Source organism: Citrobacter sp. UYEF32 (assembly GCF_040546205.1).
GTDB classification, from domain to species: domain Bacteria; phylum Pseudomonadota; class Gammaproteobacteria; order Enterobacterales; family Enterobacteriaceae; genus Phytobacter; species Phytobacter diazotrophicus.
On record NZ_JBEPNI010000001.1, the window covers coordinates 599,140 to 624,615 of the forward strand.

General features: G+C 53.0%; 27 protein-coding genes and 1 riboswitch. Of the genes, 12 read left to right on the forward strand and 15 right to left on the reverse strand.

The window, feature by feature from the left end; translation table 11 throughout:
- The first annotated feature begins 98 nt into the window (after positions 1-98).
- Positions 99-1,460: a prephenate-dependent tRNA uridine(34) hydroxylase TrhP gene (gene trhP, locus ABIB59_RS03015; protein ID WP_354033972.1), complete on the forward strand. Its 1,362-nt coding sequence runs from the start codon at positions 99-101 to the stop codon at positions 1,458-1,460.
- A 253-nt stretch (positions 1,461-1,713) separates the two neighbouring features.
- A complete protein-coding gene (gene yegS, locus ABIB59_RS03020) occupies positions 1,714-2,613 on the forward strand; it encodes a lipid kinase YegS (RefSeq protein WP_041851991.1) in 900 nt (299 codons plus the stop codon).
- A 135-nt stretch (positions 2,614-2,748) separates the two neighbouring features.
- Here yegS and fbaB read toward each other — a convergent pair whose 3' ends face one another.
- From fbaB to thiM, 3 genes are all read right to left on the reverse strand, one after another.
- Positions 2,749-3,801 (reverse strand): class I fructose-bisphosphate aldolase, encoded by a 1,053-nt coding sequence (gene fbaB / locus ABIB59_RS03025; RefSeq protein WP_041851992.1) that lies wholly within the window; start codon positions 3,799-3,801, stop codon positions 2,749-2,751.
- 250 nt (positions 3,802-4,051) lie between these two features.
- Complete coding sequence (gene thiD / locus ABIB59_RS03030; RefSeq protein ID WP_132439117.1) at positions 4,052-4,852, reverse strand: bifunctional hydroxymethylpyrimidine kinase/phosphomethylpyrimidine kinase; 801 nt, start codon at positions 4,850-4,852, stop codon at positions 4,052-4,054.
- Positions 4,849-5,637 carry a hydroxyethylthiazole kinase gene (gene thiM / locus ABIB59_RS03035; protein ID WP_317076980.1) on the reverse strand — a complete coding sequence of 263 codons (789 nt, stop codon included), beginning with the start codon at positions 5,635-5,637 and terminating at the stop codon, positions 4,849-4,851. The genes thiD and thiM overlap by 4 nt, the downstream gene beginning before the upstream one ends.
- A 34-nt stretch (positions 5,638-5,671) precedes the next feature.
- Positions 5,672-5,769: riboswitch (TPP riboswitch) on the reverse strand.
- Positions 5,770-6,777: 1,008 nt separating this feature from the next.
- Between thiM and ABIB59_RS03040 the strand changes: the two genes are divergently transcribed.
- The 3 genes from ABIB59_RS03040 to ABIB59_RS03050 all read left to right on the forward strand — a co-directional run bounded on the left by ABIB59_RS03040 (position 6,778) and on the right by ABIB59_RS03050 (position 7,693).
- A complete protein-coding gene (locus tag ABIB59_RS03040; RefSeq protein ID WP_041851995.1) occupies positions 6,778-7,110 on the forward strand; it encodes a hypothetical protein in 333 nt (110 codons plus the stop codon).
- Positions 7,111-7,296: 186 nt separating this feature from the next.
- Positions 7,297-7,530, forward strand: a complete 234-nt coding sequence (locus ABIB59_RS03045) for a hypothetical protein (RefSeq protein ID WP_354033975.1) — start codon at positions 7,297-7,299, stop codon at positions 7,528-7,530.
- A complete protein-coding gene (locus ABIB59_RS03050; RefSeq protein ID WP_354033977.1) occupies positions 7,523-7,693 on the forward strand; it encodes a hypothetical protein in 171 nt (56 codons plus the stop codon). The genes ABIB59_RS03045 and ABIB59_RS03050 overlap by 8 nt, the downstream gene beginning before the upstream one ends.
- Before the next feature lie 183 nt (positions 7,694-7,876).
- Here the strand turns inward: ABIB59_RS03050 and ABIB59_RS03055 are convergent, their stop codons facing one another.
- Complete coding sequence (locus ABIB59_RS03055) at positions 7,877-8,122, reverse strand: hypothetical protein (protein WP_041851996.1); 246 nt, start codon at positions 8,120-8,122, stop codon at positions 7,877-7,879.
- Between the two features lie 382 nt (positions 8,123-8,504).
- Here ABIB59_RS03055 and ABIB59_RS03060 point away from each other — a divergent pair, with 382 nt between their 5' ends.
- From ABIB59_RS03060 to ABIB59_RS03070, 3 genes are all read left to right on the forward strand, one after another.
- Positions 8,505-9,521, forward strand: coding sequence for a zinc-binding alcohol dehydrogenase family protein (locus ABIB59_RS03060; RefSeq protein WP_071195712.1), 1,017 nt, complete (start codon positions 8,505-8,507; stop codon positions 9,519-9,521).
- Positions 9,522-9,733: 212 nt separating this feature from the next.
- Complete coding sequence (locus tag ABIB59_RS03065) at positions 9,734-10,066, forward strand: RcnB family protein (protein ID WP_271850730.1); 333 nt, start codon at positions 9,734-9,736, stop codon at positions 10,064-10,066.
- 15 nt (positions 10,067-10,081) lie between these two features.
- A complete protein-coding gene (locus ABIB59_RS03070) occupies positions 10,082-10,507 on the forward strand; it encodes a GNAT family N-acetyltransferase (RefSeq protein ID WP_041851999.1) in 426 nt (141 codons plus the stop codon).
- 17 nt (positions 10,508-10,524) lie between these two features.
- On the opposite strand, the gene apbC is transcribed toward ABIB59_RS03070, so the two are convergent.
- Positions 10,525-11,634 carry an iron-sulfur cluster carrier protein ApbC gene (apbC, locus tag ABIB59_RS03075; protein WP_071195710.1) on the reverse strand — a complete coding sequence of 370 codons (1,110 nt, stop codon included), beginning with the start codon at positions 11,632-11,634 and terminating at the stop codon, positions 10,525-10,527.
- Between the two features lie 176 nt (positions 11,635-11,810).
- Here apbC and metG point away from each other — a divergent pair, with 176 nt between their 5' ends.
- Both metG and ABIB59_RS03085 read left to right on the forward strand, forming a co-directional pair.
- Positions 11,811-13,841 (forward strand): methionine--tRNA ligase, encoded by a 2,031-nt coding sequence (gene metG, locus ABIB59_RS03080; protein ID WP_071195709.1) that lies wholly within the window; start codon positions 11,811-11,813, stop codon positions 13,839-13,841.
- 86 nt (positions 13,842-13,927) lie between these two features.
- A complete protein-coding gene (locus tag ABIB59_RS03085) occupies positions 13,928-14,386 on the forward strand; it encodes a YehR family lipoprotein (protein ID WP_041852002.1) in 459 nt (152 codons plus the stop codon).
- Positions 14,387-14,425: 39 nt separating this feature from the next.
- On the opposite strand, the gene ABIB59_RS03090 is transcribed toward ABIB59_RS03085, so the two are convergent.
- The 5 genes from ABIB59_RS03090 to ABIB59_RS03110 form a co-directional block, all read right to left on the reverse strand.
- On the reverse strand, positions 14,426-14,902 hold the full coding sequence (locus ABIB59_RS03090) for a YehS family protein (protein WP_071195708.1): 477 nt from the start codon (positions 14,900-14,902) through the stop codon (positions 14,426-14,428).
- Between the two features lie 82 nt (positions 14,903-14,984).
- Positions 14,985-15,329, reverse strand: coding sequence for a helix-turn-helix domain-containing protein (locus ABIB59_RS03095; RefSeq protein WP_071195707.1), 345 nt, complete (start codon positions 15,327-15,329; stop codon positions 14,985-14,987).
- Complete coding sequence (locus ABIB59_RS03100) at positions 15,326-15,667, reverse strand: type II toxin-antitoxin system RelE/ParE family toxin (RefSeq protein WP_317076995.1); 342 nt, start codon at positions 15,665-15,667, stop codon at positions 15,326-15,328. The genes ABIB59_RS03095 and ABIB59_RS03100 overlap by 4 nt, the downstream gene beginning before the upstream one ends.
- A gap of 105 nt (positions 15,668-15,772) precedes the next feature.
- A complete protein-coding gene (btsR, locus tag ABIB59_RS03105; RefSeq protein ID WP_041852006.1) occupies positions 15,773-16,492 on the reverse strand; it encodes a two-component system response regulator BtsR in 720 nt (239 codons plus the stop codon).
- Positions 16,486-18,174 (reverse strand): sensor histidine kinase, encoded by a 1,689-nt coding sequence (locus ABIB59_RS03110; RefSeq protein ID WP_041852007.1) that lies wholly within the window; start codon positions 18,172-18,174, stop codon positions 16,486-16,488. The genes btsR and ABIB59_RS03110 overlap by 7 nt, the downstream gene beginning before the upstream one ends.
- A gap of 220 nt (positions 18,175-18,394) precedes the next feature.
- On the opposite strand from ABIB59_RS03110, the gene mlrA reads away from it, so the two are divergent.
- Together mlrA and ABIB59_RS03120 are read left to right on the forward strand one after the other, a co-directional pair.
- A complete protein-coding gene (mlrA, locus tag ABIB59_RS03115) occupies positions 18,395-19,126 on the forward strand; it encodes an HTH-type transcriptional regulator MlrA (RefSeq protein ID WP_041852008.1) in 732 nt (243 codons plus the stop codon).
- A gap of 58 nt (positions 19,127-19,184) precedes the next feature.
- Positions 19,185-19,298: a protein YohO gene (locus tag ABIB59_RS03120; protein ID WP_075203650.1), complete on the forward strand. Its 114-nt coding sequence runs from the start codon at positions 19,185-19,187 to the stop codon at positions 19,296-19,298.
- Here ABIB59_RS03120 and ABIB59_RS03125 read toward each other — a convergent pair.
- From ABIB59_RS03125 to bglX, 5 genes are all read right to left on the reverse strand, one after another.
- Entirely contained in the window at positions 19,273-20,010 is a 738-nt protein-coding gene (locus ABIB59_RS03125; protein ID WP_041852009.1) for an ABC transporter permease, read from the reverse strand. The two genes, ABIB59_RS03120 and ABIB59_RS03125, sit on opposite strands and share 26 nt — an antisense overlap.
- Positions 19,994-20,941: an ABC transporter ATP-binding protein gene (locus ABIB59_RS03130; RefSeq protein ID WP_108700960.1), complete on the reverse strand. Its 948-nt coding sequence runs from the start codon at positions 20,939-20,941 to the stop codon at positions 19,994-19,996. The genes ABIB59_RS03125 and ABIB59_RS03130 overlap by 17 nt, the downstream gene beginning before the upstream one ends.
- Entirely contained in the window at positions 20,938-22,092 is a 1,155-nt protein-coding gene (locus ABIB59_RS03135) for an ABC transporter permease (RefSeq protein ID WP_354033983.1), read from the reverse strand. The genes ABIB59_RS03130 and ABIB59_RS03135 overlap by 4 nt, the downstream gene beginning before the upstream one ends.
- A gap of 2 nt (positions 22,093-22,094) precedes the next feature.
- Entirely contained in the window at positions 22,095-23,006 is a 912-nt protein-coding gene (gene osmF, locus ABIB59_RS03140) for a glycine betaine ABC transporter substrate-binding protein OsmF (RefSeq protein WP_041852012.1), read from the reverse strand.
- Between the two features lie 172 nt (positions 23,007-23,178).
- Complete coding sequence (gene bglX, locus ABIB59_RS03145; RefSeq protein ID WP_041852013.1) at positions 23,179-25,476, reverse strand: beta-glucosidase BglX; 2,298 nt, start codon at positions 25,474-25,476, stop codon at positions 23,179-23,181.

Below are 25,476 nucleotides of genomic sequence, written 5' to 3' on the forward strand. Positions count from 1 at the left end.
TCCCGCCAGCGCTACAATTCCCGCCCTAAATTTATGGGATCTCCCCAGCCGCCTCACCTGGTGAGGCGAATCTGACCTGTCATCAGAACGAGAACATCATGTTTAAACCGGAACTCCTTTCCCCGGCGGGAACGCTGAAAAATATGCGTTACGCTTTCGCTTATGGCGCGGACGCCGTTTATGCGGGCCAGCCACGTTATTCACTGCGCGTGCGCAATAACGAATTCAACCACGAGAATTTGCAAAAAGGCATTAACGAGGCCCATAACCTCGGCAAAAAATTCTACGTCGTGGTGAATATCGCGCCGCACAACGCCAAGCTGAAAACGTTTATTCGCGATTTAAAACCCGTGGTGGATATGGGGCCGGATGCGCTGATTATGTCCGATCCGGGTTTGATTATGCTGGTGCGCGAAAACTTCCCGGAGATGGATATTCACCTGTCCGTACAGGCTAACGCCGTAAACTGGGCGACGGTGAAGTTCTGGAAACAGATGGGGCTGACCCGCGTGATCCTCTCTCGCGAACTGTCGCTTGATGAAATCGCCGAAATCCGCGCCCAGGTGCCGGACATGGAAATTGAAATTTTCGTCCACGGCGCGCTGTGTATGGCCTATTCCGGCCGCTGCCTGCTCTCTGGCTATATCAACAAGCGCGACCCGAATCAGGGAACCTGCACCAACGCCTGTCGCTGGGAATATAACGTCCAGGAAGGTAAAGAAGATGACGTCGGCAATATCGTGCACAAATACGAGCCGATTGCCGTGCAAAACGTTGAGCCAACGCTGGGTATCGGCGCGCCAACGGATAAGGTCTTTATGATTGAAGAGGCCCAGCGTCCGGGCGAGTACATGACCGCGTTCGAAGATGAGCACGGCACCTACATCATGAACTCCAAAGACTTGCGCGCGATCGCCCACGTTGAGCGTCTGACACAAATGGGCGTGCACTCGCTGAAAATTGAAGGCCGCACCAAATCCTTCTACTACTGTGCCCGCACCGCGCAGGTCTACCGTAAGGCCATTGACGATGCCGCCGCAGGCAAACCGTTTGACACCAGTCTGTTAGAGACCCTTGAAGGGCTGGCACACCGCGGCTATACCGAAGGCTTCCTGCGTCGCCACACTCATGACGATTATCAGAACTACGAGTATGGTTACTCCGTCTCTGAGCGTCAGCAGTTTGTCGGCGAGTTTACCGGTGAGCGTAAAGGCGAGCTGGCGGCCGTGGCGGTAAAAAACAAATTTATCGTCGGCGACAGCCTTGAGCTAATGACGCCGCAGGGCAACGTTAACTTCACGCTGGAACATATGGAAAACGCCAAAGGCGAGGCAATGGAGGTTGCACCGGGAGACGGTTATACCGTCTGGATGCCGGTTCCCCAGGATGTGATGCTGGAGTATGCCCTGTTGATGCGTAATTTTACTGGACAGACCACGCGTAATCCGCACGCTAAGTAATTAACCGGGGTTATTTTTTCACTCGACAAGAATCTTAGAATCGGATCACATACCGTTGCGGTCATTATGGTTATTATCCTCATCGCTGAAAAACATAACCCATAAATGCTAGCTGTACCAGGAACCACCTCCTTAGCCTGCGTAATCTCCCTTACGCAGGCTGATTTTTTATCTCCCCTTTTACCTTCCTTCCAGGCGCGCTTTCCGGTCGTGAGATACACTTTGCTCATGGTATTTTCGAAGAGCGAAAAGGATGAGCAATTTTCCAGGCAGTTTATTGATCCTCAACGGTAAAAGTGCAGGCGACGACATGTTGCGCGAGGCCATTACCCTCCTGCGCAACGAAGGGATGGACATTCAGGTGCGCGTCACCTGGGAAAAAGGCGATGCAGAGCGCTATGTGGCAGAAGCCATCAAACTCGGCGTCGAAACCGTGATTGCAGGCGGTGGCGATGGCACCATTAATGAAGTCGCCAGCGCGCTGGTGCACAGTGATAGCGACAACCCACCTGTATTGGGGATTTTGCCTTTAGGCACCGCGAATGATTTTGCCACCAGTGCCGATATCCCGGAGCCACTGGATAAAGCGCTACAGCTCGCTATCGTGGGTAAAGCGGTGCCTATCGACATTGCCGAAGTGAACGGCAAAACCTGCTTTATCAATATGGCCACCGGCGGGTTTGGTACCCGTATTACCACCGAAACGCCAGAGAAACTGAAAGCCGCGTTGGGCGGTGTCTCTTACATCATTCATGGCCTGATGCGCATGGATACGCTTAAGCCGGACCGCTGCGAAATCAAGGGTGAAGATTTCCACTGGCAGGGCGACGCGCTGGTCATCGGCATCGGTAACGGACGCCAGGCAGGCGGCGGGCAACAGCTATGCCCTGGTGCGCTCATTAACGACGGCCTGTTGCAACTGCGTATTTTTACCGGCGATGAGATCCTGCCCGCCCTGTTCACCACCCTGACCCAGCCGGAAGATAATCCGCATATTATTGACGGTAAATCCGCCTGGTTTGAGGTGAGCGCGCCGCACGATATCACCTTTAACCTGGACGGCGAGCCACTAACCGGGCAGCATTTCAGTATTAACATTCTGCCCGGCGCGCTGAAATGCCGCCTGCCGCCTGACTGCCCGCTACTGCGTTAAGCCTTACAGTAGATTGACGGCGGTCGACGGGTGAAAAAGAGCCGTGATTGCCGTAAGAGAATATCTGCAAGAAGAGAATTGAAAAGCGCATCTCTCCCCGTCTGACGAAGAGAGATGCGTTATTTACGCGGGTATTTAAGCGATAGTCACTTTCTTATCGAGATAAACATCCTGAACGGCATTAATTAATTTCACACCGTCGGCCATCGATTTTTTAAACGCCTTACGGCCAAGAATCAGGCCCATGCCGCCCGCACGCTTATTAATAACCGCCGTGCGCACTGCATCGCTTAAATCGGTTTCACCACCGGCCGCGCCGCCAGAGTTAATTAAGCCGGCGCGCCCCATGTAGCAGTTTGCCAGTTGGTAGCGCACCAGATCGATAGGGTTGTCACTGGTCAACTTGCTGTAGACGCGTTCATCGGTATAGCCAAAGTTTACCGCTTTATAACCGCCATTGTTTTCCGCCATTTTCTGTTTGACGATGTCCGCACCGATGGTTGCCGCAATATGGTTAGCCTGGCCGGTCAGGTCGGCGGAAACATGGTAATCCACGCCATCTTTTTTGAATGCCGGATTACGCAGGTACGCCCACAGCACCGTGACCATCCCTAACTCATGAGCTCGTTCAAATGCGGCAGAAATTTCTTCAATCTGCCGACGTGACTCCTCAGAGCCAAAATAGATGGTCGCGCCAACGGCGACGGCCCCCATGTTGAACGCCTGCTCTACGCTTGCATAGAGCGTCTGGTCATATTCTGTGGGATAGCTGAGGGTTTCGTTGTGGTTAAGCTTGACCAGGAATGGAATACGGTGCGCGTAGCGGCGCGCCACAGAAGCCAGCACCCCATAGGTGGACGCCACACAGTTACACCCGGCTTCAATTGCCAGCTCAACGATGTTTTTGGGATCGAAATAGAGCGGGTTAGCAGCAAACGAGGCCCCGGCGGAATGTTCGATACCCTGATCAACCGGCAAAATCGACAGATAACCCGTTTTAGCAAGTCGGCCCGTGTTATACAACGTCTGCATGTTACGCAGTACCGCTGGCGGACGGTTGTTATCCATCATCACACGGGTGACGTAATCCTCTCCCGGCAGGTAGAGTTGGTCGGCCGCAATGGTCGTGCAACGGTGTTGTAAAAGGGTGTCGGCATCGTTGCCTAGTAACTGCACAATATCAGTCATCGCTATACTCCCGTAAGCTCCGCACAAAGGCGGATGTGGTTTGTCCTGACCCGATGAATGGGCAGAATAAGCCTGGTACCGTTTGTCGAGGCTTGCCACCATATCGCCGTTTTTCAGCATTTTCTGGTGGCACGTTTCGGCTAGTGGTTTACCGCTGTGCGAAGCTTACTATTTTGCCCCCGATTCCCCACCCGGCTGGCGCTACGCTAAGCCGGGCTACGTATTACGTGTAGCGCCATTCGGGGCCCCCTCACCACCATGCATGAAAATGGTGTACCGGGCCGATGCCATGTCCCACCTCCAGCGTGTCTGCCTGGGCCAGTGCCGCTGATAGCCAGCGCTTGGCCTCATTGACCGTTGAAGCCCAGTCCGCGTGACGTGGACGCAGTGCCGCCAGGGCGGCCGACAGCGTACAGCCCGTGCCGTGGGTATTTTTGGTTTTTATTCGGGGGGCGGTAAAACGTTCAGTGCCATTACGGGTAAACAGCCAGTCCGGGCTTTCATCGTTATCCAGATGCCCGCCTTTGATTAATACCGCTTCGCATCCCAGCGCCAGCAACGCCTGTCCCTGCTCATGCATCTCACGTTCGTTGCGGGCGTGAGGGGCATCCAGCAGCGCGGCGGCCTCGGGCAGATTGGGAGTAATCAGTGATACCTGTGGCAATAGATGTTGTCGCAGCGCCGTTACCGCCGAGGAGGAAAGCAGCGGGTCACCGCTTTTTGCCAGCATGACGGTATCGAGCACCACATTTTGCACCTGATAGCGGCGCAAGCGCTCCGCAACCGCTTCAACAATATCGGTTTCCGCCAGCATGCCGATTTTGGTCGTATCAATGCGCACATCGCTGAACACCGAATCCAGTTGCGCGGCAACAAAATCAGGTTCAATGCGATAAACCGACTGTACGCCGCGGGTATTTTGCGCCACCAGCGCGGTAATGACCGAACAGCCGTAGGCGCCCAGCGCCGAAAAAGTTTTCAAATCGGCCTGAATACCCGCCCCGCCGCTGGGATCCGTTCCGGCAATGGTCAGTGCGTTGATCCGTTTCATACCAGCACCTCCCCGTGAAGCGCATAGAGGGCATCGAGAAACGCCGGGATAAAGCTGCCAGGCCCGCGCGTGGTCGCCACGGCCAGACTGCCTGCCTGTGCCATAAAGGCGCAGGCCGCCGCCACGTTATACAGGCGATCGCCGGGTAATGCGCAGCAGGCGGCTATCACCGCAGACAGTGCGCAGCCTGTTCCCACCACTCGGGTCATCAGCGGGTCGCCCCCCGTAACGCGCAGGGTGCGAAGACCATCGGTGATGTAATCCACCTCACCGGTCACCGCAACAATGGCCCCCGTCTGGCGGGCCAGCGCCTGTGCCGCAGGCAGCGCGGCAATGGCGGTATCGGTAGTGTCGACACCGCGCCCTCCGGCACTCATCCCGGCAAGCGCCATAATTTCCGAAGCGTTACCGCGTATGGCGGCAGGCTGCAAAGACAAAAGCTCGCGACAAAAATCGCTGCGGAAGGTTAATGCCCCGACGGCAACCGGATCCAGCGTCCAGGGTTTACGGGCGGCATTAGCGCTCAAGATGGCCGCGTGCATCGCATCGGCGCGTTCCCGGGTCAGTGTGCCGACATTAATCAGCAGCACGTCAGCAATGGCAGCAAATTGCTGCGCTTCGTCGCGGTCAATCACCATCGCCGGGGACGCCCCCAACGCCAGCAGAACATTGGCCGTAAAGGTCTGCACCACATCGTTGGTCATGCAGTGGACAAGCGGCTTACATTGACGGAATTGCTGAAGAATTTGCGCGATTTGCGCACGGTGAAGCAGGTCAGGTTGCATCGATTCGCTCCTGCCCGGCGTGAAGAAGGGATGCCGGGCAGGCATCTGACTTCCCTACGCTGGCATTATCCAGATCAGGTGGTACGGGTATTTCTCAGCCCTTTGTGAAAAGGGGCACCCCGAGTCATTCAATTAGGTCTCTTTTAAGAGGAAGCCAGCGTAAAGGAAGTGGCTTGTCGTTGCAAGCTTGCCTGTCAGACCATTACTTTGGCATCTGGAGGAACGAGAGCGCTATGTTATTTTTATACCAATTTTATCGCAGTCAATACCACACCGGATGGTCAAGCCCATGGTGATAAAAAACGAGATGTTTTTACGATTTTGTCTCTAAATATATCCTTACTACTTTACTGGCTCTAACCAGACGGTTTTCACAGCAATAAGCGTTATCTACTTCCACTTTCCGGTGCCGATTTAGCCTCCCTGCTACGTAATATTCATTTTATCGCAATAATTGAAAAGGCACTTACAAAAATCCCTCGCGTTGGTATCTGGTAAAAGTTAAATATTTTACTTATTAAATATAATGTACGAATGTGTTTTTGAGTTTCGTGTGAGTAATTTAATTTAACATATAAATTACTTTTTTATATCACACACTGCGAATGCTAAGAGTTACTAATGTCAGGAAAGAGAATATAGCGCTGCTGGCTGCTGCATCACTACAGGTTCGGCGGAAGAGAAGAAGAAAGAAATTTTATTGTGCACAGACAATATGGAGAACACATCCCTCCTTCTTAAGGCACGGAAATAAAGAACACTATGACAAGTTACAACCTGACGGTAAAGGCTAAAAATTTTTGAAAAGCACCAGTACCCAAGGGTAAATATGTAAAATTAAAACGCAGCATTAGTCTTAATCATCGATATTTTTTATTCAATATTTATTAATTAGCCAGCTATTAGTTCCACCACAAAACATCAAGTTTAATTCACCCTTCCTGTATTGACGCACTTTTTTTCGCTACGTAAGATAAATTTACTTTTTTCACCTTTCAAAATAACAAGAATATTCTTAATACTTTTTTATGTTTTACATTTTCCTACAAACAGCATTTTGTATGTTTATCGTTTACATCAGCTACCGGTAAACAGGCTCGGAAAAGTTTTATCAGGAGCATTAGTTTAGAAAGTATTACTTTGGAAAATAACTTATTAGGGTTAATGATGAAGGCTAATGTCTGTATTTTTATTCTCTCTCTTGTGCTTACCGGTTGCATTGCTGATCACTCACAAAGCTCCGTTGATTACAGCTCTGCATCACCTGCTGCATTATGTGCTGCTTTAGGTAGTGTTAAGGCTAAGCATGACGAATATCAGTTTAAGCGTCTGCAAGATTTAGTAAGCGCGCGTATAGAAGCTAACACCTTCTCAATTAGCGCTGAGCAATGCCAGGATTTAGCGATAAAAGGGATGATTGCTACAAGCTTAAATGAGGAGCTAAGCAAAGCGAATTGCGCTGATGTCGCATAATGCAAGAAGCAATAAGTATTTTTATTTACCTTTCTGAAATATTCATTGTTTTTATTCTACTCGAGTTAATGAAGGGGATAAACAGGAAGTGAAGAAATTCCTTCTCTATGTTGCTGGTTTTATAGTTTTCATCGTCTTAGCGATATGTACTGCGGGTTATATTAAATTTAATGTATTTGGGGATCTATGAAAAAGAGTGTTTTAGCAGGCGTAGTGGTTTGTTTACTTTCCGGTTGTGTTATGGCTAATCCTGCTCATGAAGTTAGCGCCAGAGAAGTACATGCTAAAGAGCGTAGTCATAAAAGCAACGTTGAAAAAGTGGAACAAGTAGCCGCCTCAGGTGTACCTGACAGGCTCCATGCCATTAAATTACGCGGTAATGATAGTGGTTATTTCACGGTTGTGATCGGCAATGGTTAAAGATGAACCAGCAAAGATCACACGTAAAAATGAAAATTATTACGAAGTAACAAACAAAGCTTATGTGATTGGTGTTTATCTGGATGAGAACGGCTTTAGCTCCGCCAGTTGGAATCGTCATAAAGGCAGAGATCACGGCGATTTTGTATTAATCACTGACTAACAGGAACAAAAAGAATGCAGCACAACACACCATCAACACGCGATTTTGTTTGTCCTGCCTTTGGTACAGTTCGTTAATCTGCAATAACCCCTTTCATCAGGGGTTATACAGAAAAGCAGGCAAATTGTGACGAGTGGCCTGCTTTTCTATGCCCGTTTTGCATCATTGCCATGCCTGGATGCCTTACTCAGCCACACCAACGACATAGCGGCCATCTTTATTCTTGATCGTGTACCTGTGCGAATCATCACAAATCACAATCAGAGAACCGCCGAACGCGGAAGGATAAACGCCTTCCACCTTGTTGCATTCATGTCCAGCCTCGCGAATCAGCCTCTGGCTTTCCAGTTTCAGTTGCGGGGATCCCGAATCAGCAAGAGCGCCAGCGCATATGCCAACGCCCAACATCACAATAAGAATCCGTTTCAAAGCAACCTCCTTCGCCGGGTAATTAACAGTACCATCGGCATAAAGTTAAAAGAAATTAATCAATTCAGTCGATAGAAAAGGCAATATTGAGTTTAAAAATAAATAGTAACAGCACCACTGGCTGCAATATCAGGAGGTCGCAACTGAAATCATTGAACCCGTTGCGCTCTGCTGCTCAGCCCAAAATACCGTGTACAGCACTCTGCCATACTGAGTTGCGCTCTGTCACTGCTCACCGCAAGGAACTTTCAGCGTTGAGGCATCGCACGCTATTTTCACTTCTGGAGGATAAGTGCTCCCCTCCCGCGCGGGTTTTTCACCTGCCCCCAGGCGAACTAGCATTAACACATCCCCTGACGAATACTGAAATCACGGAGTGTTTATGAAAGCTATTGCTATTACTCAGGCCGCACAGAACGGCAGCAACATTGACTTTTTAACCGACATTGAATTACCGACACCGAAAGCCGAAGGTCATGATGTGCTGGTCGAAGTGAAAGCCATCTCTGTTAACCCGGTGGATACCAAAGTCCGCGCCGGGTTTAACGCCGATAAACCCCGCGTACTGGGCTGGGACGCGACCGGTGTGGTTACCGCCGTTGGCGACAAGGTCACGTTATTTAAGCCCGGCGACGAAGTCTGGTATGCCGGGGCATTGACCCGTCCTGGCAGTAACAGCGAATTTCAACTGGTGGATGAGCGCATTGCCGCCCACAAACCTGCCTCGCTGGATTTCGCCTCTGCCGCGGCCCTCCCGCTGACCGCCATTACCGCCTGGGAAATGTTATTTGACCGTTTAGGCGTACGTGAAGAGGGCAACGAAGGCGACGTACTGCTGATTGTCGGTGCCGCAGGCGGCGTAGGCTCTATTCTGACGCAACTGGCGCGTAAATTGACCCGTCTGACGGTGATTGGCACGGCATCCCGCCCGCAAAGCCAGCAGTGGGTTAGCGAGTTGGGCGCGCACCATGTTATCGATCACAGCAAACCGTTAACCGAGGAGCTGGCGCGCATTGGCATTAAGCAGGTCAGCCACGTTGCCAGCCTCAACAACACGGAGCAGCACTATCAGCAGTTGATCAATGCCCTGCAACCACAAGGCAAACTGGCCCTGATTGACGATCCGCAATCACTTGACGCTGTGCCCTTAAAAGTGAAAAGCATTTCTTTGCACTGGGAATTTATGTTTACCCGCTCCATGTTCGGGACCGCCGATATCGCGGAGCAACACCGTTTACTGGCGCGTGTCGCCGCACTTATTGATGATGGGGTTATCAAAACCACGCTGGGAGAACACTTCGGCGCCATCAACGCACAAAATCTGCGTAAAGCGCACCAGTTGCTTGAAACGCACCGTGCGGTAGGCAAAATCGTGCTGGAAGGATTTTCTGCGCACTAACGCATTGAAATATAGCCAGGATTTCTCTTAAAAACACTTTTATACTCAGGCGGATAGCGAAAAAAGCGTTCCGCCTCTCCTGCTGTTCTCTTCTTTTGCTTACACTTTTTACCAAAGCATTATTTTCATAACATTTTCGCGGTTGCGACGTCGCCAGACGGTAGTCGATGATAAGCCCCGCGAAATGAAAACCCACGACACCTGGAGAGATTATGGGTAAAACAAAAATGTTGCTTCTGGGAACATTATTGGCAACGGCCAGTGCGACTTTTGCTGCACCGCAACCCCCTGCCGCGACAGGCGGAACCCAGTCTTATGAAGTGAAGGATTTTGTTGCCGATTTTACTAAATTCACCATCGGCGATACGGTGCCCGAAATGTACCGTAGCGAAGAGTACAACATTAAGCAGTGGAATCTGCGCAATTTGCCTGCGCCTGATCCGGGTAGCCACTGGACCTATATGGGTGGAAATTACGTGCTTATCACGGACGCCGACGGTAAAATTTTGAAAGCCTACAATGGCGACATCTTTTACCACCGTTAATTTCAGGAAATCCTATTGATTATTCGCCCCTGGCAAGAGAACGACCGCCCTTTTCTGCGTACATTGTTCCTGCATTCCCGCAGGGCAAACTGGACATGGCTGGACGGTAGCGACTGGCAACTGGAAGATTTTGACGCCGTTACCCGTGATGAAACCATCTGGGTGGCGGAAGAAGACGGGCACCGGCTTGGTTTTGCCGCCGTGTATGTGAACGACAATTTTCTGCATAGCCTGTTTGTTGACCCGAATGCACAAGGCAAAGGGGTCGGCAGCGCGCTGCTGAAAAAAGTGCAGTCTGAATTTACCAGTACAGGTTCACTGAAATGTCTGGTGCAAAACCACCACGCGCTGGCGTTTTATCAGCACCATGGCTGGCACGTTGAAGCGGAAGGCACATCGCCGGACGGGAACTATCTGCTCATGCATTATCGGCTGCCCTGACGGGCAGCCTTATCCATTTATACCGCGCGAAACGCGATATCACCGGGAATCACTTCACCCTGCCAGTAGAGTTGCGCCGCAACGCGCCCCGCCAGCTTGCGATACAAACCGGTGAACTCGCTGTCCGGACGGCTGACAACTGTTGGCTGCCCCCGGTCGAGATCTTCACGCAGGCTAATGTGCAGTGGCAGTTGCCCCAGCAGTTGCGTGTGGTACTGCCCGGCCAGTTTCTCTGCCCCGCCGGTACCGAAAATCGGCTCGTGATGACCACAGTTGCTGCAAATGTGCATGCTCATGTTTTCCACGATACCCAGCACCGGTACTTCCACTTTCTCGAACATCACAATGCCTTTTTTGGCATCAATCAGCGCGATATCCTGCGGCGTGGTCACCACCACCGCGCCGGTAACCGGAATATTCTGCGCCAGCGTAAGCTGGATGTCGCCAGTGCCCGGCGGCATGTCGAGTACCAGATAGTCAAGATCGGGCCACATAGATTCTTGCAGCAGTTGCAGGAGCGCCTTGCTGGCCATTGGGCCGCGCCACACCATGGCATTATCGTCAGTCACCAGATAGCCAATGGAGTTGGTCGCCAGTCCGTGCGCCATAATCGGCGCCATATGAGTGCCATCCGGCGAGGTCGGGCGTTCACCTTCCGCCCCCAGCATCATCGGGATTGACGGGCCGTAGATATCCGCATCCAGAATACCGACTTTTGCCCCTTCCGCCGCCAGCGCCAACGCCAGATTGACGGCGGTAGAGGATTTTCCTACCCCGCCTTTACCGGAGCTGACGGCAATGATGTTCTTTACACCGTTCACGCCAGGCTGATTTTTCACCCGCTTTAAGGTGGCTACATTGTGGGAGAGCTTCCAGTCAATCGCTCGCGCGCCCGTAAGTCGCAGTAGTTCGGCACTGCATTGCTCTTTCAACTCTTCAAACGCACTGCGCCAGACAAAGGGCATCAGCAGCTCAATATGGACGGTGTCATCCAGCCAGGCAACATGATGAACCGCCTTAAGCGCGGTAAGATTATGCTTGAGGGTTGGGTGCTGAAAATTGGCCAGCGTTCCGGCGACGAGCGCACGCAAGGCTTCAGGGGATTTGGCCTGGGATTGAGAGTTCATCCCGACTCCTTGTTATGTTGTTCTAAAAAGACATTGTTAAGGTTCAAGTTTACTCCACTGTCACCCATTTTTCATTTCTCAATAGTGCCCAATCCAGGGCGGGCTTTTATGGCACAACTTTTCCCTTTCAGGTAACATCAAAACCCCTTTTTACTAAAGAAGAAGTAATACCCACTATGACTCAAGTCGCGAAGAAAATTCTGGTAACGTGCGCATTGCCGTACGCCAACGGCTCAATCCACCTCGGCCATATGCTGGAGCACATCCAGGCTGATGTCTGGGTCCGTTACCAGCGAATGCGCGGCCACAATGTCAACTTCATCTGCGCGGACGATGCTCACGGCACGCCGATTATGCTCAAAGCGCAACAAATGGGCATCACCCCGGAGCAGATGATTGGTGACATGAGTCAGGAACACCAGACGGATTTCGCTGGCTTTAATATCAGCTATGACAACTACCACTCTACGCACAGCGAAGAGAACCGCGAGCTGTCGGAGCTGATCTACACTCGCCTGAAAGAGAACGGTTTTATTAAAAACCGCACTATCTCTCAGCTTTACGACCCGGAAAAAGGGATGTTCCTGCCGGACCGTTTTGTGAAAGGCACCTGCCCGAAATGTAAGTCTCCGGATCAGTACGGCGATAACTGTGAAGTGTGCGGCGCGACCTACAGCCCGACCGAACTTATCGACCCGAAATCCGTGGTGTCCGGCGCAACGCCTGAAATGCGTGATTCCGAACACTTCTTCTTCGACCTGCCTTCGTTCAGTGAAATGCTGCAGGCGTGGACCCGTAGCGGTGCGCTGCAGGAGCAGGTGGCCAACAAAATGCAGGAGTGGTTCGACGCCGGCCTGCAGCAGTGGGATATCTCCCGTGACGCACCCTATTTCGGTTTCGAAATCCCCAACGCGCCGGGCAAATATTTCTACGTCTGGCTGGATGCGCCTATCGGCTACATGGGCTCCTTCAAGAACCTGTGCGATAAACGCAGCGACCTGAACTTTGACGACTGGTGGAAAAAAGAGTCTGATGCCGAGCTGTATCACTTTATCGGTAAAGACATCGTCTATTTCCACAGCCTGTTCTGGCCAGCGATGCTGGAAGGCAGCAATTTCCGCAAGCCGACCAATCTGTTCGTGCACGGCTACGTGACCGTGAATGGTGCGAAGATGTCCAAATCTCGCGGCACCTTTATTAAGGCCAGCACCTGGCTGAACCACTTTGATGCGGACAGCCTGCGTTACTACTACGCGGCGAAGCTCTCTTCCCGTATCGATGACATAGATCTGAATCTGGAAGATTTCGTTCAGCGCGTTAACGCTGATATCGTCAACAAAGTGGTGAATCTGGCGTCCCGTTGTGCAGGCTTTATCGCCAAACGTTTCGATGGCGTACTGGCGGCTGAGCTGGCGGATCCGGCACTGTATAAAACCTTTACCGATGCGTCAGCCACCATTGCTGATGCGTGGGAGAGCCGTGAATTCGGCAAAGCGATTCGTGAAATCATGGCGCTGGCTGACGTGGCTAACCGTTATGTTGACGAGCAGGCACCGTGGGTTGTCGCAAAACAGGAAGGTCGCGATGCTGATCTGCAGGCGATTTGCTCCATGGGCATCAACCTGTTCCGCGTGCTGATGACCTGGCTGAAACCGGTTCTGCCGACCCTGAGCGAACGTGTCGAGGCGTTCCTGAACACCACACTGGTTTGGGATGCTATCGAACAGCCGCTGCTTGGTCACAAAGTGAATACCTTTAAGGCATTGTATAACCGCATTGAGATGAAACAGGTCGAAGCGCTGGTTGAGGCGTCAAAAGAGGAAGTGAAAGCCGCTGCCGCACCGGTCACCGGTCCGCTGGCAGATGACCCGATTGCCGAAACCATCAGTTTTGACGATTTCGCTAAAGTCGACCTGCGCGTGGCGCTGATTGAAAACGCGGAGTTTGTCGAAGGTTCTGACAAGCTGCTGCGCCTGACGCTGGATCTGGGCGGTCAGAAACGCAATGTCTTCTCCGGCATTCGTTCCGCCTACCCGGACCCGCAGGTGCTGATCGGTCGCCTGACGGTGATGGTCGCTAACCTGGCGCCGCGCAAAATGCGCTTCGGTATTTCAGAAGGTATGGTAATGGCCGCAGGCCCTGGCGGGAAAGATATCTTCCTGTTAAGCCCTGATGAGGGTGCAAAACCTGGCCAACAGGTAAAATAAATCGCTGAAAGGCGCTGTGAAAACAGCGCCTTTTTTTTATTGCACTATTCTTCAATGGACAGGATTTTTCTAACAAAAGGGGCTTTATGAATATGTTTAAAAAAATGATCGCCATCGCACTGACTACTCTGGTCTTATTTGCCGTCAGCGGCTGTGGTGACAAAGAACAGAGTAAGACATTTAACTGGACGGATGGCAAAACAGAGATTTCTCTGACCTATTACTATAAAGACGATGTGGTATTACGTCAGACGGCAAAGAATAAGATTCAGTACGCAAGCGTTGGGGCCGCAAATAAAGAGGCAGCTATGCAACGCCTGGGGCCGATCAGTGAGAAATACAAATCGATTCAGGGCGTAACGGAAAGTATCGATTATCAGGACACTTACGCGACAGAAACATTGACTGTCGACTATACCAAAGCCGATCGTAACGCATTGCAGCAGATACAGGGCGCGGCGTTCACCGGTGATGTGAAAGATGGCGTCAGCATGACGAAATCACAGCAGCTTCTGGAATCACATGGTTTTAAAGAAGTGAAATAATCAACGTGCCAGCGCGCTTGTCACGCGCTGGCATTGCCTTTACTGAGCAGCAGGCTTCGCATGCTCACGCACCGCCAGTCCACGCAGGAAATAACGCAAGAACTGATCGCCGCATTCACGGAAATTTTTATGCTCGGTCGCCCGCATCATGGCGGTAATCTCCGGCATGGAGACGCGGAATTTCTGCTCGGTGAGGATCGCCAGAATATCGTCCGTTTTCAGCGAAAAGGCGATGCGTAATTTTTTAAGGATGATGTTGTTTGTCATCTTACGCTCGGTCACCAGCGCAGGCTGAGATTCATCTTTACCACGGCGTTCATAAATCAGGCCGTTGAGGAAGACAGACATCATAATGTCCGGACAGCGCTGAAAGCCCTCTTCATCTTCTTTGTGCAACCAGCCGACAAGCTGCTCGTCGCTCACCGGGGCGTCTGCCAGCGCAAACACACGCTTGAGGTCGCCATTATTCATTTTCAGTGCGTAGCGTAAGCTACGTAAGATATCGTTATTGAGCATAAAGCCTTCGAAAAAATCATCGTAAGCGCGCAGTCTACCATCAAAAGCTACAACCCCAGCGCTTCTTTTAGATTGCAGCCGGTTAAACCTTATCAATAACCAGTTGCACACGTTTTCCAATCAGTGTTGCCATACCGACCAATGTATCAATGGTGAATTTTTCTGTTTTCTGGTTAACGACATCGGACACGCGGGGGCGAGAGACATGGAGAACTTTGGCGGCATCGACCTGTTTAAGACCGTTGTGTTTCATCCAGTCGGTGATTTCCATCATCAATTGCTTCTTTAATTCATCGGCTCTTGCCATCTCTTCTCTGGACGCAGCCAGCAGTTGCGATGCCTCCTGCGGGGCAAACCCAAGGTCAGAAAAAATGTTGCCACTGGCTTTTGTGATGTGACGAACCTTTGTATCCACTTTATGCGTCATTTTTTCTGTCTCCATTCGTCTCGTGTTGCTTTATATCGTGCTTTGATGATGGCGATATCCCGCTGGCTCGTTTTTTGTGTTTTCTTTTGAAAACAATGCAGGACACAAACGACATCGGAAAACCTGGCGACATACACCACACGATATTCACCGTCTTCACCATGCAGGCGAATCTCAATGACGCCCATCCCCCACTCATTAATCGGCTTCCAGTCCGTCGGTTCCCTGCCATGCTGAACTTTGTGGAGTTCGAAACCTGCGATACGCCTTATCGCCTGCGGGAAAGTGATGAGATCGTCGAGTGTAGAGCCTCGCCAGTTGATATCCTTTGCATACATTACTGCGCATCCTTACTGTGTGTGGATGCGTATAAAATTATATACCAGGCTTGTTCACAATAGCAGCGATGCTTTCTTGCGAAAAAGTTCGCGTTTTATTAGCGGCTACAACCCCAGCGCTTCTTTTAAGTTCTTAAGATAGCGACGGCTAACCGGCACAGTCTGTCCGTCGCGCAGCAGCAACTCCGCCTGGCCGTTATCTTCCAGACGGATCTCTTTCAGATGTGCCATATTCACCAGATACTGCCGATGGCAGCGCAGCAGCGGCGTACGGCTCTCCAGCGTGCGCAGGGTCAGTTCGGTGAAGCCCTCTTTGCCGTCGTGGCTGGTGACATAGACCCCGCTCATGCGGCTACTCACAAACGCAACCTCATCCATCTGCAACAGATAAATGCGGCTATGCCCGGTACAGGGAATAAATTTCAGCGAGGCCTGATTTTCCGGCAGCACCGATACGTCCTGGACATTGCGCTCCTGACGCAGCCGGGTGAGGGTCTTCTCCAGGCGGCGCGCCTCTATCGGTTTTAGCAGATAGTCAAAGGCATGTTCCTCAAACGCCTTCACCGCGTATTCATCAAAAGCGGTGAGAAAAACCACATAGGGTCGGTGTTCCGGGTCGAGCATCCCCACCATTTCCAGCCCGCTAATGCGCGGCATCTGGATATCAAGAAACAGCACGTCCGGGCGCAATTTATGCACCGCACCGATGCCCTCAACCGCGTTGGCGCATTCGCCCACAATCTCAATGTCGTTCTCTTCCTGCAATAAAATACGCAGATTTTCACGCGCCAACGGTTCATCATCAACAATCAGCACTTTTAACATGCGCTTTCCTCCAGCGGGAGTCGTAGGGTAATTCGGGTAAAGATATCAGGCTCGCAGGCAACCGAAATGCCGCATCCATCACCAAAGCGCGCCCGCAGGCGCTTATCCACCAGACTCATCCCTAAACCACTGGCATCCGTTTTGGGCTGATACAGCCCGGCATTATCTTCAATATCCAACACCAGATGGTCACCGTCCTGGCTGGCATTAATGGTGATTTCCCCTACGCCAAGCAGTTGTGAGGTGCCATGTTTAATGGCATTTTCCACAATCGGTTGCAGGGTAAAAGCGGGCAGATGGAGATGCGAAAGCGCATCCGGTACGTGCAGTTGTACCTGTAGGCGGGACTGAAAGCGCGCCTTTTCAATTTGCAGATACGCATTAACGTGTTCAAGCTCATCGGCCAGGGTGACGATTTCCGACGGTCGCTTAAGGTTTTTGCGAAAGAATGTCGACAGATATTGCACCAGCAGACCGGCCTGATCGCTGTCGCGGCGGATCACCGCCATCAGCGTATTCAGGGCATTGAACAGAAAATGGGGATTGACCTGCGCATGCAGTAATTTGATTTCCGACTGGGTCAGCAACGCTTTTTGCCGCTCATACTGTCCGGCAAGGATTTGCGCCGACAGCAACTGCGCAATACCCTCTCCCAGGGTGCGGTTGATGGAGCTAAAGAGCCGGTTTTTTGCTTCATACAGTTTGATGGTGCCCACAACGCGCTGGTTTTCACCGCGTAATGGAATGACCAGCGTTGAACCCAGTTTGCACTGTGGATGCAGCGAGCAGCGGTACGGCACCTCATTCCCATCGGCATACACCACTTCGCCACTTTCGATGGCTTTTTGCGTCCAGACAGACGAGATAGGCCTGCCGGGAAGATGATGATCGTCCCCCGTGCCGGTAAACGCCAGCAGCTTCTCGCGATCGGTAATCGCCACCGCGCCGATATCCAGCTCTTTATAGAGAACCTGGGCAACTTTCATGCTGTTTTCTTCGTTGAAGCCCTGACGCAAGATCCCTTCGGTCGATGCGGCGACTTTGAGGGCCGTGGCAGAAAACGCCGAGGTGTATTTTTCAAACATGGCGCGCTTGTCGAGCAGGATACGCATAAACAGCGCCGCGCCCACGGTATTGGTCACCATCATTGGGGCAGCAATACTTTGCACCAGATGCAGCGCGCTCTCATACGGTCGGGCGATAAGCAGGATGATCAGCATCTGTGTCAGCTCCGCTACACAGGTAATGGCCCCGGCGGTAAGCGGATTAAAGACCCTGTCGGTGCGGCCACGCTTGATTAAAATACTGTGTACCAGCCCACCGAGCAGCCCTTCCACGATGGTGGAAATCATACAGCTCAGCGCGGTCATGCCGCCCATTGAGTAACGGTGTAACCCCCCCGTTAACCCCACCAGCCCGCCCACCAGCGGGCCGCCGAGCAACCCGCCCATCACCGCACCAATAGCGCGGGTATTGGCAATAGAATCTTCAATATGCAAACCGAAATAGGTACCAAGAATGCAGAATATCGAAAAGGTGACATAACAGAGCAATTTATGCGGCAGACGTACCGTGACTTGCATCAGCGGAATAAAAAGACGTGTTTTGCTCATCAGCCAGGCGATAACCAAAAACACACACATTTGCTGGAGCAGCAGCAACACCAGATTAAATTCGTACATACCCGCAGCACCGCGTTGACTGAAAGCGCGTACCTTACATGGAGTCGTGCAGAGATTCTTTGAGGGTTTCCAAAAAAATGTTAATTCGTGCTCGTTATCACAATCCTGAAAGCATAATGATACGAAATGGATACATATCGAACATTAAACAAACAATTCAACCTGGTTTAAGTAAGAACGGCTAAAGTTAAAGTGGGGGATTTCTTGCAAAGGTGAAACCATGGCGCTTTACACGATTGGTGAAGTGGCGATGTTATGCGATATCAATCCCGTGACTTTGCGGGCATGGCAGCGACGCTACGGATTGTTCAAACCACAGCGCACGGAAGGCGGTCATCGGTTGTTTACCGATGCCGACATCGACCGAATTCGTGAAATAAAACGCTGGATCGATACCGGGGTCCAGGTCAGTAAAGTACAGACCCTGCTCAATAATGAACCCGAACATGAACGCAATGGCTGGCGCGCGCAACAGGAAGCAGTATTGCAGATTCTGCAAAGCGGCAACCTGCAGCGGCTGCGTCTGTGGATCAAAGAGCGCAGCCACGACTACCCGGCAGAGACCCTGATAACCCACCTGTTTATCCCTCTTCGTCGCCGTCTGCAATCCCAGCAGCCTGCCCTCACGGTGATGCTCAGTCTGCTTGATGGGGTGTTGATTAACTATATTTGCGGTTGCCTGAATACCGCGCGCAAGAAAAACGGGCGTGACGCGCTGGTTGTCGGCTGGAATGTGCAGGATACTACCCGAATCTGGCTGGAGGGCTGGATGGCAAGCCAGCAAGGCTGGCGGGTGGACGTGCTGGCGCACTCGTTGAGTTATCTGCGCCCGGAGATGTTTGAAGGCCAGACATTACTGGTGTGGTGTGGCGAGGCCCCCTCCTCGTCACAGCAAAAACAGATGCATGACTGGCAGCAAAACGGACATGCCATTTTTCCCCTGGGCATTTAATGGTTCATTAACAGCCCCGCTTCCTCGTATAATACTTTTCTTAACAAAGGAGCGAAAAATGAACCTGTCCAAACTTACCGTCATTGCGATTTTTCTGCTGATGGCGATCGGCGGCATCGGTGGCGTGATGCTCGCTGGCTACTCTTTTATTGTTCGCGGCGGTGCAGGCTGAATAAGCGGGCAAGACGCTCAAATCCTCTATCAACAATGATAGCGGCCAGCGCAACCAGAACGGCCCCTTGCACGACGTAAGCCGTATTAAACCCGCTCAGACCGATAATGATCGGCGTTCCCAGCGTGCTGGCGCCGACCGTAGACGCAATGGTCGCCGTACCGATGTTAATAATCACGGACGTGCGGATCCCGGCGATAATGACCGGCGCCGCCAGCGGCAGTTCAACCCTGAAAAGTTGCTGCATACTGCTCATCCCCATCCCTTTTGCCACGCTGTGTACGCTCTCCGGCACGGCGGCAATGCCCGCCAGCGTTCCCTGTAATATCGGCAAGACCCCATAGAGGATCAGCGCGATAATGGCAGGCTCGCGGCCAAATCCCATAACCGGTACCGCAATGGCCAGTACCGCCACCGGTGGAAAGGTCTGTCCTACTGCGGCAATGGTCTCCACCAGCGGGCGAAATTCGCGGCCCCACGGGCGCGTCACTGCAATTCCCGCCCCCAGCCCAATGACAATCGCCAGCAGACTCGACACCCCCACCAGCCAGAAATGGGCAAGCGTCAGGGAGACAAAACTTTCCTGCTGATAAACCGGTCGCGGCAACTGGGGAAATAGCGTGCCAAAGAGTGCGCCGCTGTAGGGCATCGCCACCAGCAGTGCGACAAACACGGCGATAAGCCAGAGTAACGGGTCACGCAGAAGTCTCATTGAGCGCCTCCGTTCTGAGCAGGTCGCGAAAATGCAGCGTACCGCAGGGCACGCCTTGCGCATCAGCGACGGGGAGCACATCACACTGGCGGGCGACAAACAGCGATAAGGCTTCGCGCAAGGTCATATCCTCTCGCAGTGGTTCCCCGGCCACCGTTTCGCCCGGCCGCATCCAGGCGCTGACATGGCGCAATGAAAGCAGACGAACCCCCAACTCGCTGCGACCAAAAAAGTCGCGGACAAACGGGGTTGCCGGGCGGGTTAACATCTCCAGCGGTGTCCCCTGCTGCACAATCGCCCCACTGTCCATTAAGACCAGGTGATCCGCCAACTGTAGCGCCTCATCAATATCATGGGTGACCAGCACAATGGTGCGGCCCAGCAGACGGTGGATACGAATCATCTCCTGCTGGAGCGCACCGCGCGTGACTGGATCCAGCGCACCGAAGGGTTCATCCATCAGCAACACCTCCGGGTCTGCCGCCAGCGCGCGGGCTACACCAACACGCTGCTGCTGACCGCCGGAAAGTTGATGGGGAAAACGGTCGCGCAGGCTCTCATCCAGCCCCAGTAAAGCCATCAGTTCATCTACTCGCGCGGCGATTTTCCCTCGCGACCATTTTTGCAGTTGCAACACGGTGGCGATGTTGTGGGCCACCGTCCAGTGCGGAAACAGGCCTATCGACTGAATGGCGTAACCCATCCGCCGACGCAGTTCCAGTACCGGCAGGCTGCGAATCTCTTCACCGGCAAACAAAATGGTGCCTTCATCATGTTCTACCAGGCGGTTGATCATTTTCAGGGTGGTGGACTTCCCGGATCCTGATGTACCAATCAACACGGAAAACGCGCCGGTTTTACATTCAAGATTCAGATCGCTCACCGCCTGTTGCCCGGCGAAGGATTTGCTGACATGCCTGAATTCAATCATGGCTGTTTTACCTCCAACAGCGCAATACCCAGCGCAAACAGTGCGTCCACGACCACTGCCAGAGCAATAACCGGGATCACACCCAATAACACAAGATCCAGTGCGCTACTTAAAAGCCCCTGAAACACCAGTGCGCCAAAGCCGCCTGCGCCAATCAGCGCCGCAATCACCGCCATACCCACCGTCTGTACCGTGACCACCCGCAGGCTACGCAGCAAAATGGGTAACGCCAGCGGCAGACGTATATGCAAAAACCGCTGACGGGCGCTCATGCCCATCCCTTTGGCGCTTTCCAGTACATCTACCGGCACCTGGTTTAAGCCCGCCACCACACCGCGAACCAGCGGTAACAACGCGTAGAGAACCAGCGCAATCAGCGCAGGTGTGATACCGGTCCCCGCCACGCCGATCGAACCCAGCCAGGGGAACTGCGCCACCAGCCCTGCCAGTGGTGCGATCAGCAGACCAAATAGCGCAACGGACGGCACGGTCTGAATCACATTCAGTACGGCAAACACCGGTTGTTGACGCGACGGATGGCGATAACACCACAGGCCGATACCCACCCCCAGCGCCAGCGCCGGTAGCAACGTACCAAACAGCAGTTTGAGATGTTGCGCCAGCGCATCGTTAAAGACGTCCTGCCGATTCGCGTACTCCTTAAGCAAAGAGAGCGAATCCAGTTGCCCACTGAGCAGCAGCCACAGGGGCAGGATCCAGATTTGCGCATGCAGCAGCCAGCGCCAGACCGGATTGACCGTTAGCCGTCGGATTGCATCACTACTGGCCAGTAACGACAGCGCCAGCCACAGCCATAAGCCGCTGCCGGGGGAGGTGCGGGCAAGTGCGCTGCCAGACTGCGCCAGATCGGTGGCCGCCCTGCCCGCGCACCAGACTAAGGCGCAAAATGACGCTTCGGTAAGCAGTAACGTTGCCAGACTGGCAATGCGATGCGGGAGAAAGCTCAAAAGCAGTAGCCCTGCCGGTACAAGCAGTCCCCAGGCGGCATATGCGGGCCAGACCTGCCAGATTGCACGACTTTCCCCGGAGACCAGGCGGTTAGGGGCGTAACTCACGAAGGGCAGTGTTATTGCCGCCAGTGCCAGTAACACCAGCAGCAACAACACGCGGTTATGACAACGTCGCTCCACGTTTATTTAATCAGTCCCTTTCCTTTCAGGTAATCGGCGGCCACTTTTTTGGCGTCGAGACCTTCCACTGCAATGCTGGCATTCAGTTTCTGCAGCGTTTTTTCATCCAGGCTGGCAAATACCGGTTTCAGCCACTCATCCAGTTGCGGGTAAGCTTTCAGCACCGCTTCGCGCACAACCGGGGCAGGCGCATAAATGGGCTGAACGCCTTTCGGGTCGGTCAGGGTTTGCAGCCCCAGCGCCGCAACCGGCCCATCTGTGCCGTAGGCCATCGCCGCGTTCACGCCTGATGTTTGCTGTGCAGCGGCTTTGATGGTCACTGCCGTATCGCCCCCCGCCAGCGACAGCAACTGCTGCTGGTTGAGCTTGAAGTTATAGGCTTTTTCGAAGGCCGGTAAGGCATCGGTACGCTCGATAAACTCGGCGGAAGCGGCAAGTTTAAAGGTACCGCCCTCTTTCAGATAGCGACTGAGATCGTCAAGGGAGACCAGCTTGTTTTTCTGCGCAACATCCTGGCGTACCGCGATAGTCCAGGTATTATTGGCAGGCGCTGGCGTCAGCCAGACCAGTTTGTTTTTCTCCGCATCCAGCTTTTTGACTTTGTCATAGCCTTGCTGCGCATTTTTCCACGCCGGATCGTTCTCCTCCTTAAAGAAAAACGCGCCATTGCCGGTATATTCCGGGTAGATATCCAGTTCACCCGAGGTGATCGCCCCGCGCACCACCGGGGTGGTACCCAACTGGACTTTATTGACGGTTTTCACGCCATGGCTTTCCAGAACCTGCAAAATGATATTGCCCAGCAGCGCGCCTTCGGTATCAATCTTGGAACCCACTTTAACCGGCTCAGCCGCCTGTGCGCCTGCGGCCAGCATCAATAACCCTGCAGCGCTCCATTGCGAAAATGATTTCATGCTCTTACCTCTTTTTTTGTGGTGCCTGGATTTCCGGCTGTGCAAAAAGCGTAGTAGAGAATCGACCTGGAATAAATCAGTCGTTCAGATTTTGATGTTTCTGATTAGACGAAGCGGTTATAACGCAAGGGGTTTAAAGATGAAAGGCCGCTAAAAAGCGGCCTTTGCGGGGTTACTGGAGGGTAAATTCACCCTGTTTAACACGGGCTGAATCCAGGCCGATAAAGACATTGAATTTGCCGGGTTCTGCATCGTATTTCATGCGTTGATTCCAGAACTTAAGCGCCTCGATATCAATCGGGAAGCTGACGGTTTTGGTTTCCCCGGCTTTGAGATCCACTTTTTCGAAACCACGCAGTTGTTCTACCGGACGACTCATGGACGCCGTCACATCCTGCAGGTACATCTGGACAACCGTCGCACCGTCGCGTTTGCCGGTATTGGTAACATCGACGCTGGCCGTCACTTTGCCGTCACGGGTCATGGTCGGCGCCGACATTTTCACATCGGAGACGTTAAACGTGGTGTAACTCAGGCCGTAACCGAACGGATAAAGCGGACCATTGGCCTCGTCGAAGTAGCGTGACGTGTACTTGTTCGGTTTATCGGCATTATACGGACGCCCGGTGTTCAGGTGACTGTAATAGACCGGGATCTGCCCGACGGAGCGCGGGAAAGACATCGGCAGCTTGCCGGACGGGTTGTAATCACCAAACAGCACATCAGCGATGGCATTACCGCCTTCGGTACCGGCAAACCAGGTTTCCAGGATCGCATCGGCCTGCTGATCTTCTTTCACCAGCGCCAGCGGACGACCGTTCATCAGCACCAGCACCAGCGGTTTACCGGTTGCTTTTAGCGCGGCAATCAAATCACGCTGGCTTTGTGGGATGGTCAGATCCGTACGGCTTGACGCTTCGTGTGCCATCCCCTGGGCCTCACCGACGACCGCTACGACGACATCCGATTTCTTCGCCACGGTCACGGCTTCATCAATCATCTCCTGCGGGCTGCGTTTGTCCTGCACTACGGCTGGCTCATACAGATTAAGGAAATCGACAATGCCTTTATCGTCAGTGATATTCGAACCGCGAGCGTAGAGGATAGTGCCTTTAGGCCCCACTGCGTTGCGGATACCTGTCAGCACGGTTACGGATTGCCCCGCCACACCGGCTGCCGACCAGCTTCCCATCATGTCACGCTTGCTGTCCGCCAACGCACCGACCACCGCGATGGTCGCGTCTTTTTTCAGCGGCAGTGTGTCGAGACGGTTTTTCAACAGGACCAGACTTTCGCGCGCCACTTCTCGTGCTTCTTTACGATGCAGACGACTTTCCGCATTGGTGTCTTTCGGGTCTGAATCTTTCGGCCCCAGGTGACTGTACGGGTCGTTGAACAGACCCATGTCATATTTCACGTTCAGCACGTGGCGGGTCGCATCGTCGAGTTCCGCCATGGTGACCTTACCGGATTTGATAAGCCCCGGCAGGTACTTGCTGTAGTACTCGTCGCTCATGCTCATGTTAATACCGGCTTTGAGCGCCACGCGTACCGCATCTTCCGGGTCGGCGGCCACGCCGTGTTTGATCAATTCTTTGATTGCGCCATGGTCCGAAACGGTGATGCCTTTAAAGCCCCACTCATCGCGCAGGACATCTTTAAGCAGCCAGGAATCGGAAGTTGCCGGCGTGCCGTTGAGAGAGTTCAGCGCCACCATGACCGCACCACTGCCTGCCTCCAGCCCGGCTTTGTACGGCGGCAAATAGTCGTTGAACAGACGCTGTGGGCTCATATCAACGGTATTGTATTCCTTGCCCCCTTCAACCGCGCCATAGGCGGCGAAGTGCTTGACGCTGGTCATAACTGAATAGCGATCCGCCGGGCTTTTGCCCTGCATGGATTTCACCATCGCGCGGCCCATTTCCGTGGTCAGGTAGGTATCTTCACCAAAGCCTTCAGAGCCACGGCCCCAGCGCGGATCGCGGGATACATCCACCATTGGCGCCCAGGTCATGTTCAGGCCGTCATCCGCCGCTTCATAAGCGGAAACGCGCCCGACGGTTTTCACCGCATCAAGATTGAAGCTGGAGGCCAGACCCAGGCTAATCGGGAAGACGGTCCGTTGACCGTGGACCACATCGTAGGCAAAAAACAGAGGAATTTTCAGGCGGCTAAGCTGCATGACCTGATCCTGCATCGCGCGGATATCCGGGCGGGTCACGGTATTAAAGATGGCGCCGACCTGGTTTTTGGCAATCATGTCACGGATGGCTTCTTTCGGATTGTCCGGCCCGACGCTAATCAGTCGCAGTTGCCCAATTTTTTCATCCACCGTCATTTTTTTTAGTAATTCAGTGACAAACGCATCCCTTGCTTGCGGCGTCAGAGGATGGTTACCAAACATCTCTTCTGCCATCACCGGTTGCAGCGCAAGGCTTACGGCGACACCTACCGAACATAGCCATTTCAT

What these genes read in the sequence shown, in the direction of transcription:
- ABIB59_RS03060 (WP_071195712.1), top strand. Translation starts at nt 8,505, where the DNA reads ATGAAAGCTATTGCTATTACTCAGGCCGCACAGAACGGCAGCAACATT.
- btsR (WP_041852006.1), bottom strand. Translation starts at nt 16,492, where the DNA reads ATGTTAAAAGTGCTGATTGTTGATGATGAACCGTTGGCGCGTGAAAAT.
- yegS (WP_041851991.1), top strand. Translation starts at nt 1,714, where the DNA reads ATGAGCAATTTTCCAGGCAGTTTATTGATCCTCAACGGTAAAAGTGCA.
- thiD (WP_132439117.1), bottom strand. Translation starts at nt 4,852, where the DNA reads ATGAAACGGATCAACGCACTGACCATTGCCGGAACGGATCCCAGCGGC.
- ABIB59_RS03050 (WP_354033977.1), top strand. Translation starts at nt 7,523, where the DNA reads ATGGTTAAAGATGAACCAGCAAAGATCACACGTAAAAATGAAAATTAT.
- ABIB59_RS03085 (WP_041852002.1), top strand. Translation starts at nt 13,928, where the DNA reads ATGAATATGTTTAAAAAAATGATCGCCATCGCACTGACTACTCTGGTC.
- ABIB59_RS03045 (WP_354033975.1), top strand. Translation starts at nt 7,297, where the DNA reads ATGAAAAAGAGTGTTTTAGCAGGCGTAGTGGTTTGTTTACTTTCCGGT.
- ABIB59_RS03110 (WP_041852007.1), bottom strand. Translation starts at nt 18,174, where the DNA reads ATGTACGAATTTAATCTGGTGTTGCTGCTGCTCCAGCAAATGTGTGTG.
- ABIB59_RS03125 (WP_041852009.1), bottom strand. Translation starts at nt 20,010, where the DNA reads ATGAGACTTCTGCGTGACCCGTTACTCTGGCTTATCGCCGTGTTTGTC.
- ABIB59_RS03100 (WP_317076995.1), bottom strand. Translation starts at nt 15,667, where the DNA reads ATGTATGCAAAGGATATCAACTGGCGAGGCTCTACACTCGACGATCTC.
- ABIB59_RS03090 (WP_071195708.1), bottom strand. Translation starts at nt 14,902, where the DNA reads ATGCTCAATAACGATATCTTACGTAGCTTACGCTACGCACTGAAAATG.
- fbaB (WP_041851992.1), bottom strand. Translation starts at nt 3,801, where the DNA reads ATGACTGATATTGTGCAGTTACTAGGCAACGATGCCGACACCCTTTTA.
- apbC (WP_071195710.1), bottom strand. Translation starts at nt 11,634, where the DNA reads ATGAACTCTCAATCCCAGGCCAAATCCCCTGAAGCCTTGCGTGCGCTC.
- ABIB59_RS03130 (WP_108700960.1), bottom strand. Translation starts at nt 20,941, where the DNA reads ATGATTGAATTCAGGCATGTCAGCAAATCCTTCGCCGGGCAACAGGCG.
- ABIB59_RS03120 (WP_075203650.1), top strand. Translation starts at nt 19,185, where the DNA reads ATGAACCTGTCCAAACTTACCGTCATTGCGATTTTTCTGCTGATGGCG.
- thiM (WP_317076980.1), bottom strand. Translation starts at nt 5,637, where the DNA reads ATGCAACCTGACCTGCTTCACCGTGCGCAAATCGCGCAAATTCTTCAG.
- osmF (WP_041852012.1), bottom strand. Translation starts at nt 23,006, where the DNA reads ATGAAATCATTTTCGCAATGGAGCGCTGCAGGGTTATTGATGCTGGCC.
- trhP (WP_354033972.1), top strand. Translation starts at nt 99, where the DNA reads ATGTTTAAACCGGAACTCCTTTCCCCGGCGGGAACGCTGAAAAATATG.
- mlrA (WP_041852008.1), top strand. Translation starts at nt 18,395, where the DNA reads ATGGCGCTTTACACGATTGGTGAAGTGGCGATGTTATGCGATATCAAT.
- ABIB59_RS03095 (WP_071195707.1), bottom strand. Translation starts at nt 15,329, where the DNA reads ATGACGCATAAAGTGGATACAAAGGTTCGTCACATCACAAAAGCCAGT.
- bglX (WP_041852013.1), bottom strand. Translation starts at nt 25,476, where the DNA reads ATGAAATGGCTATGTTCGGTAGGTGTCGCCGTAAGCCTTGCGCTGCAA.
- ABIB59_RS03065 (WP_271850730.1), top strand. Translation starts at nt 9,734, where the DNA reads ATGGGTAAAACAAAAATGTTGCTTCTGGGAACATTATTGGCAACGGCC.
- metG (WP_071195709.1), top strand. Translation starts at nt 11,811, where the DNA reads ATGACTCAAGTCGCGAAGAAAATTCTGGTAACGTGCGCATTGCCGTAC.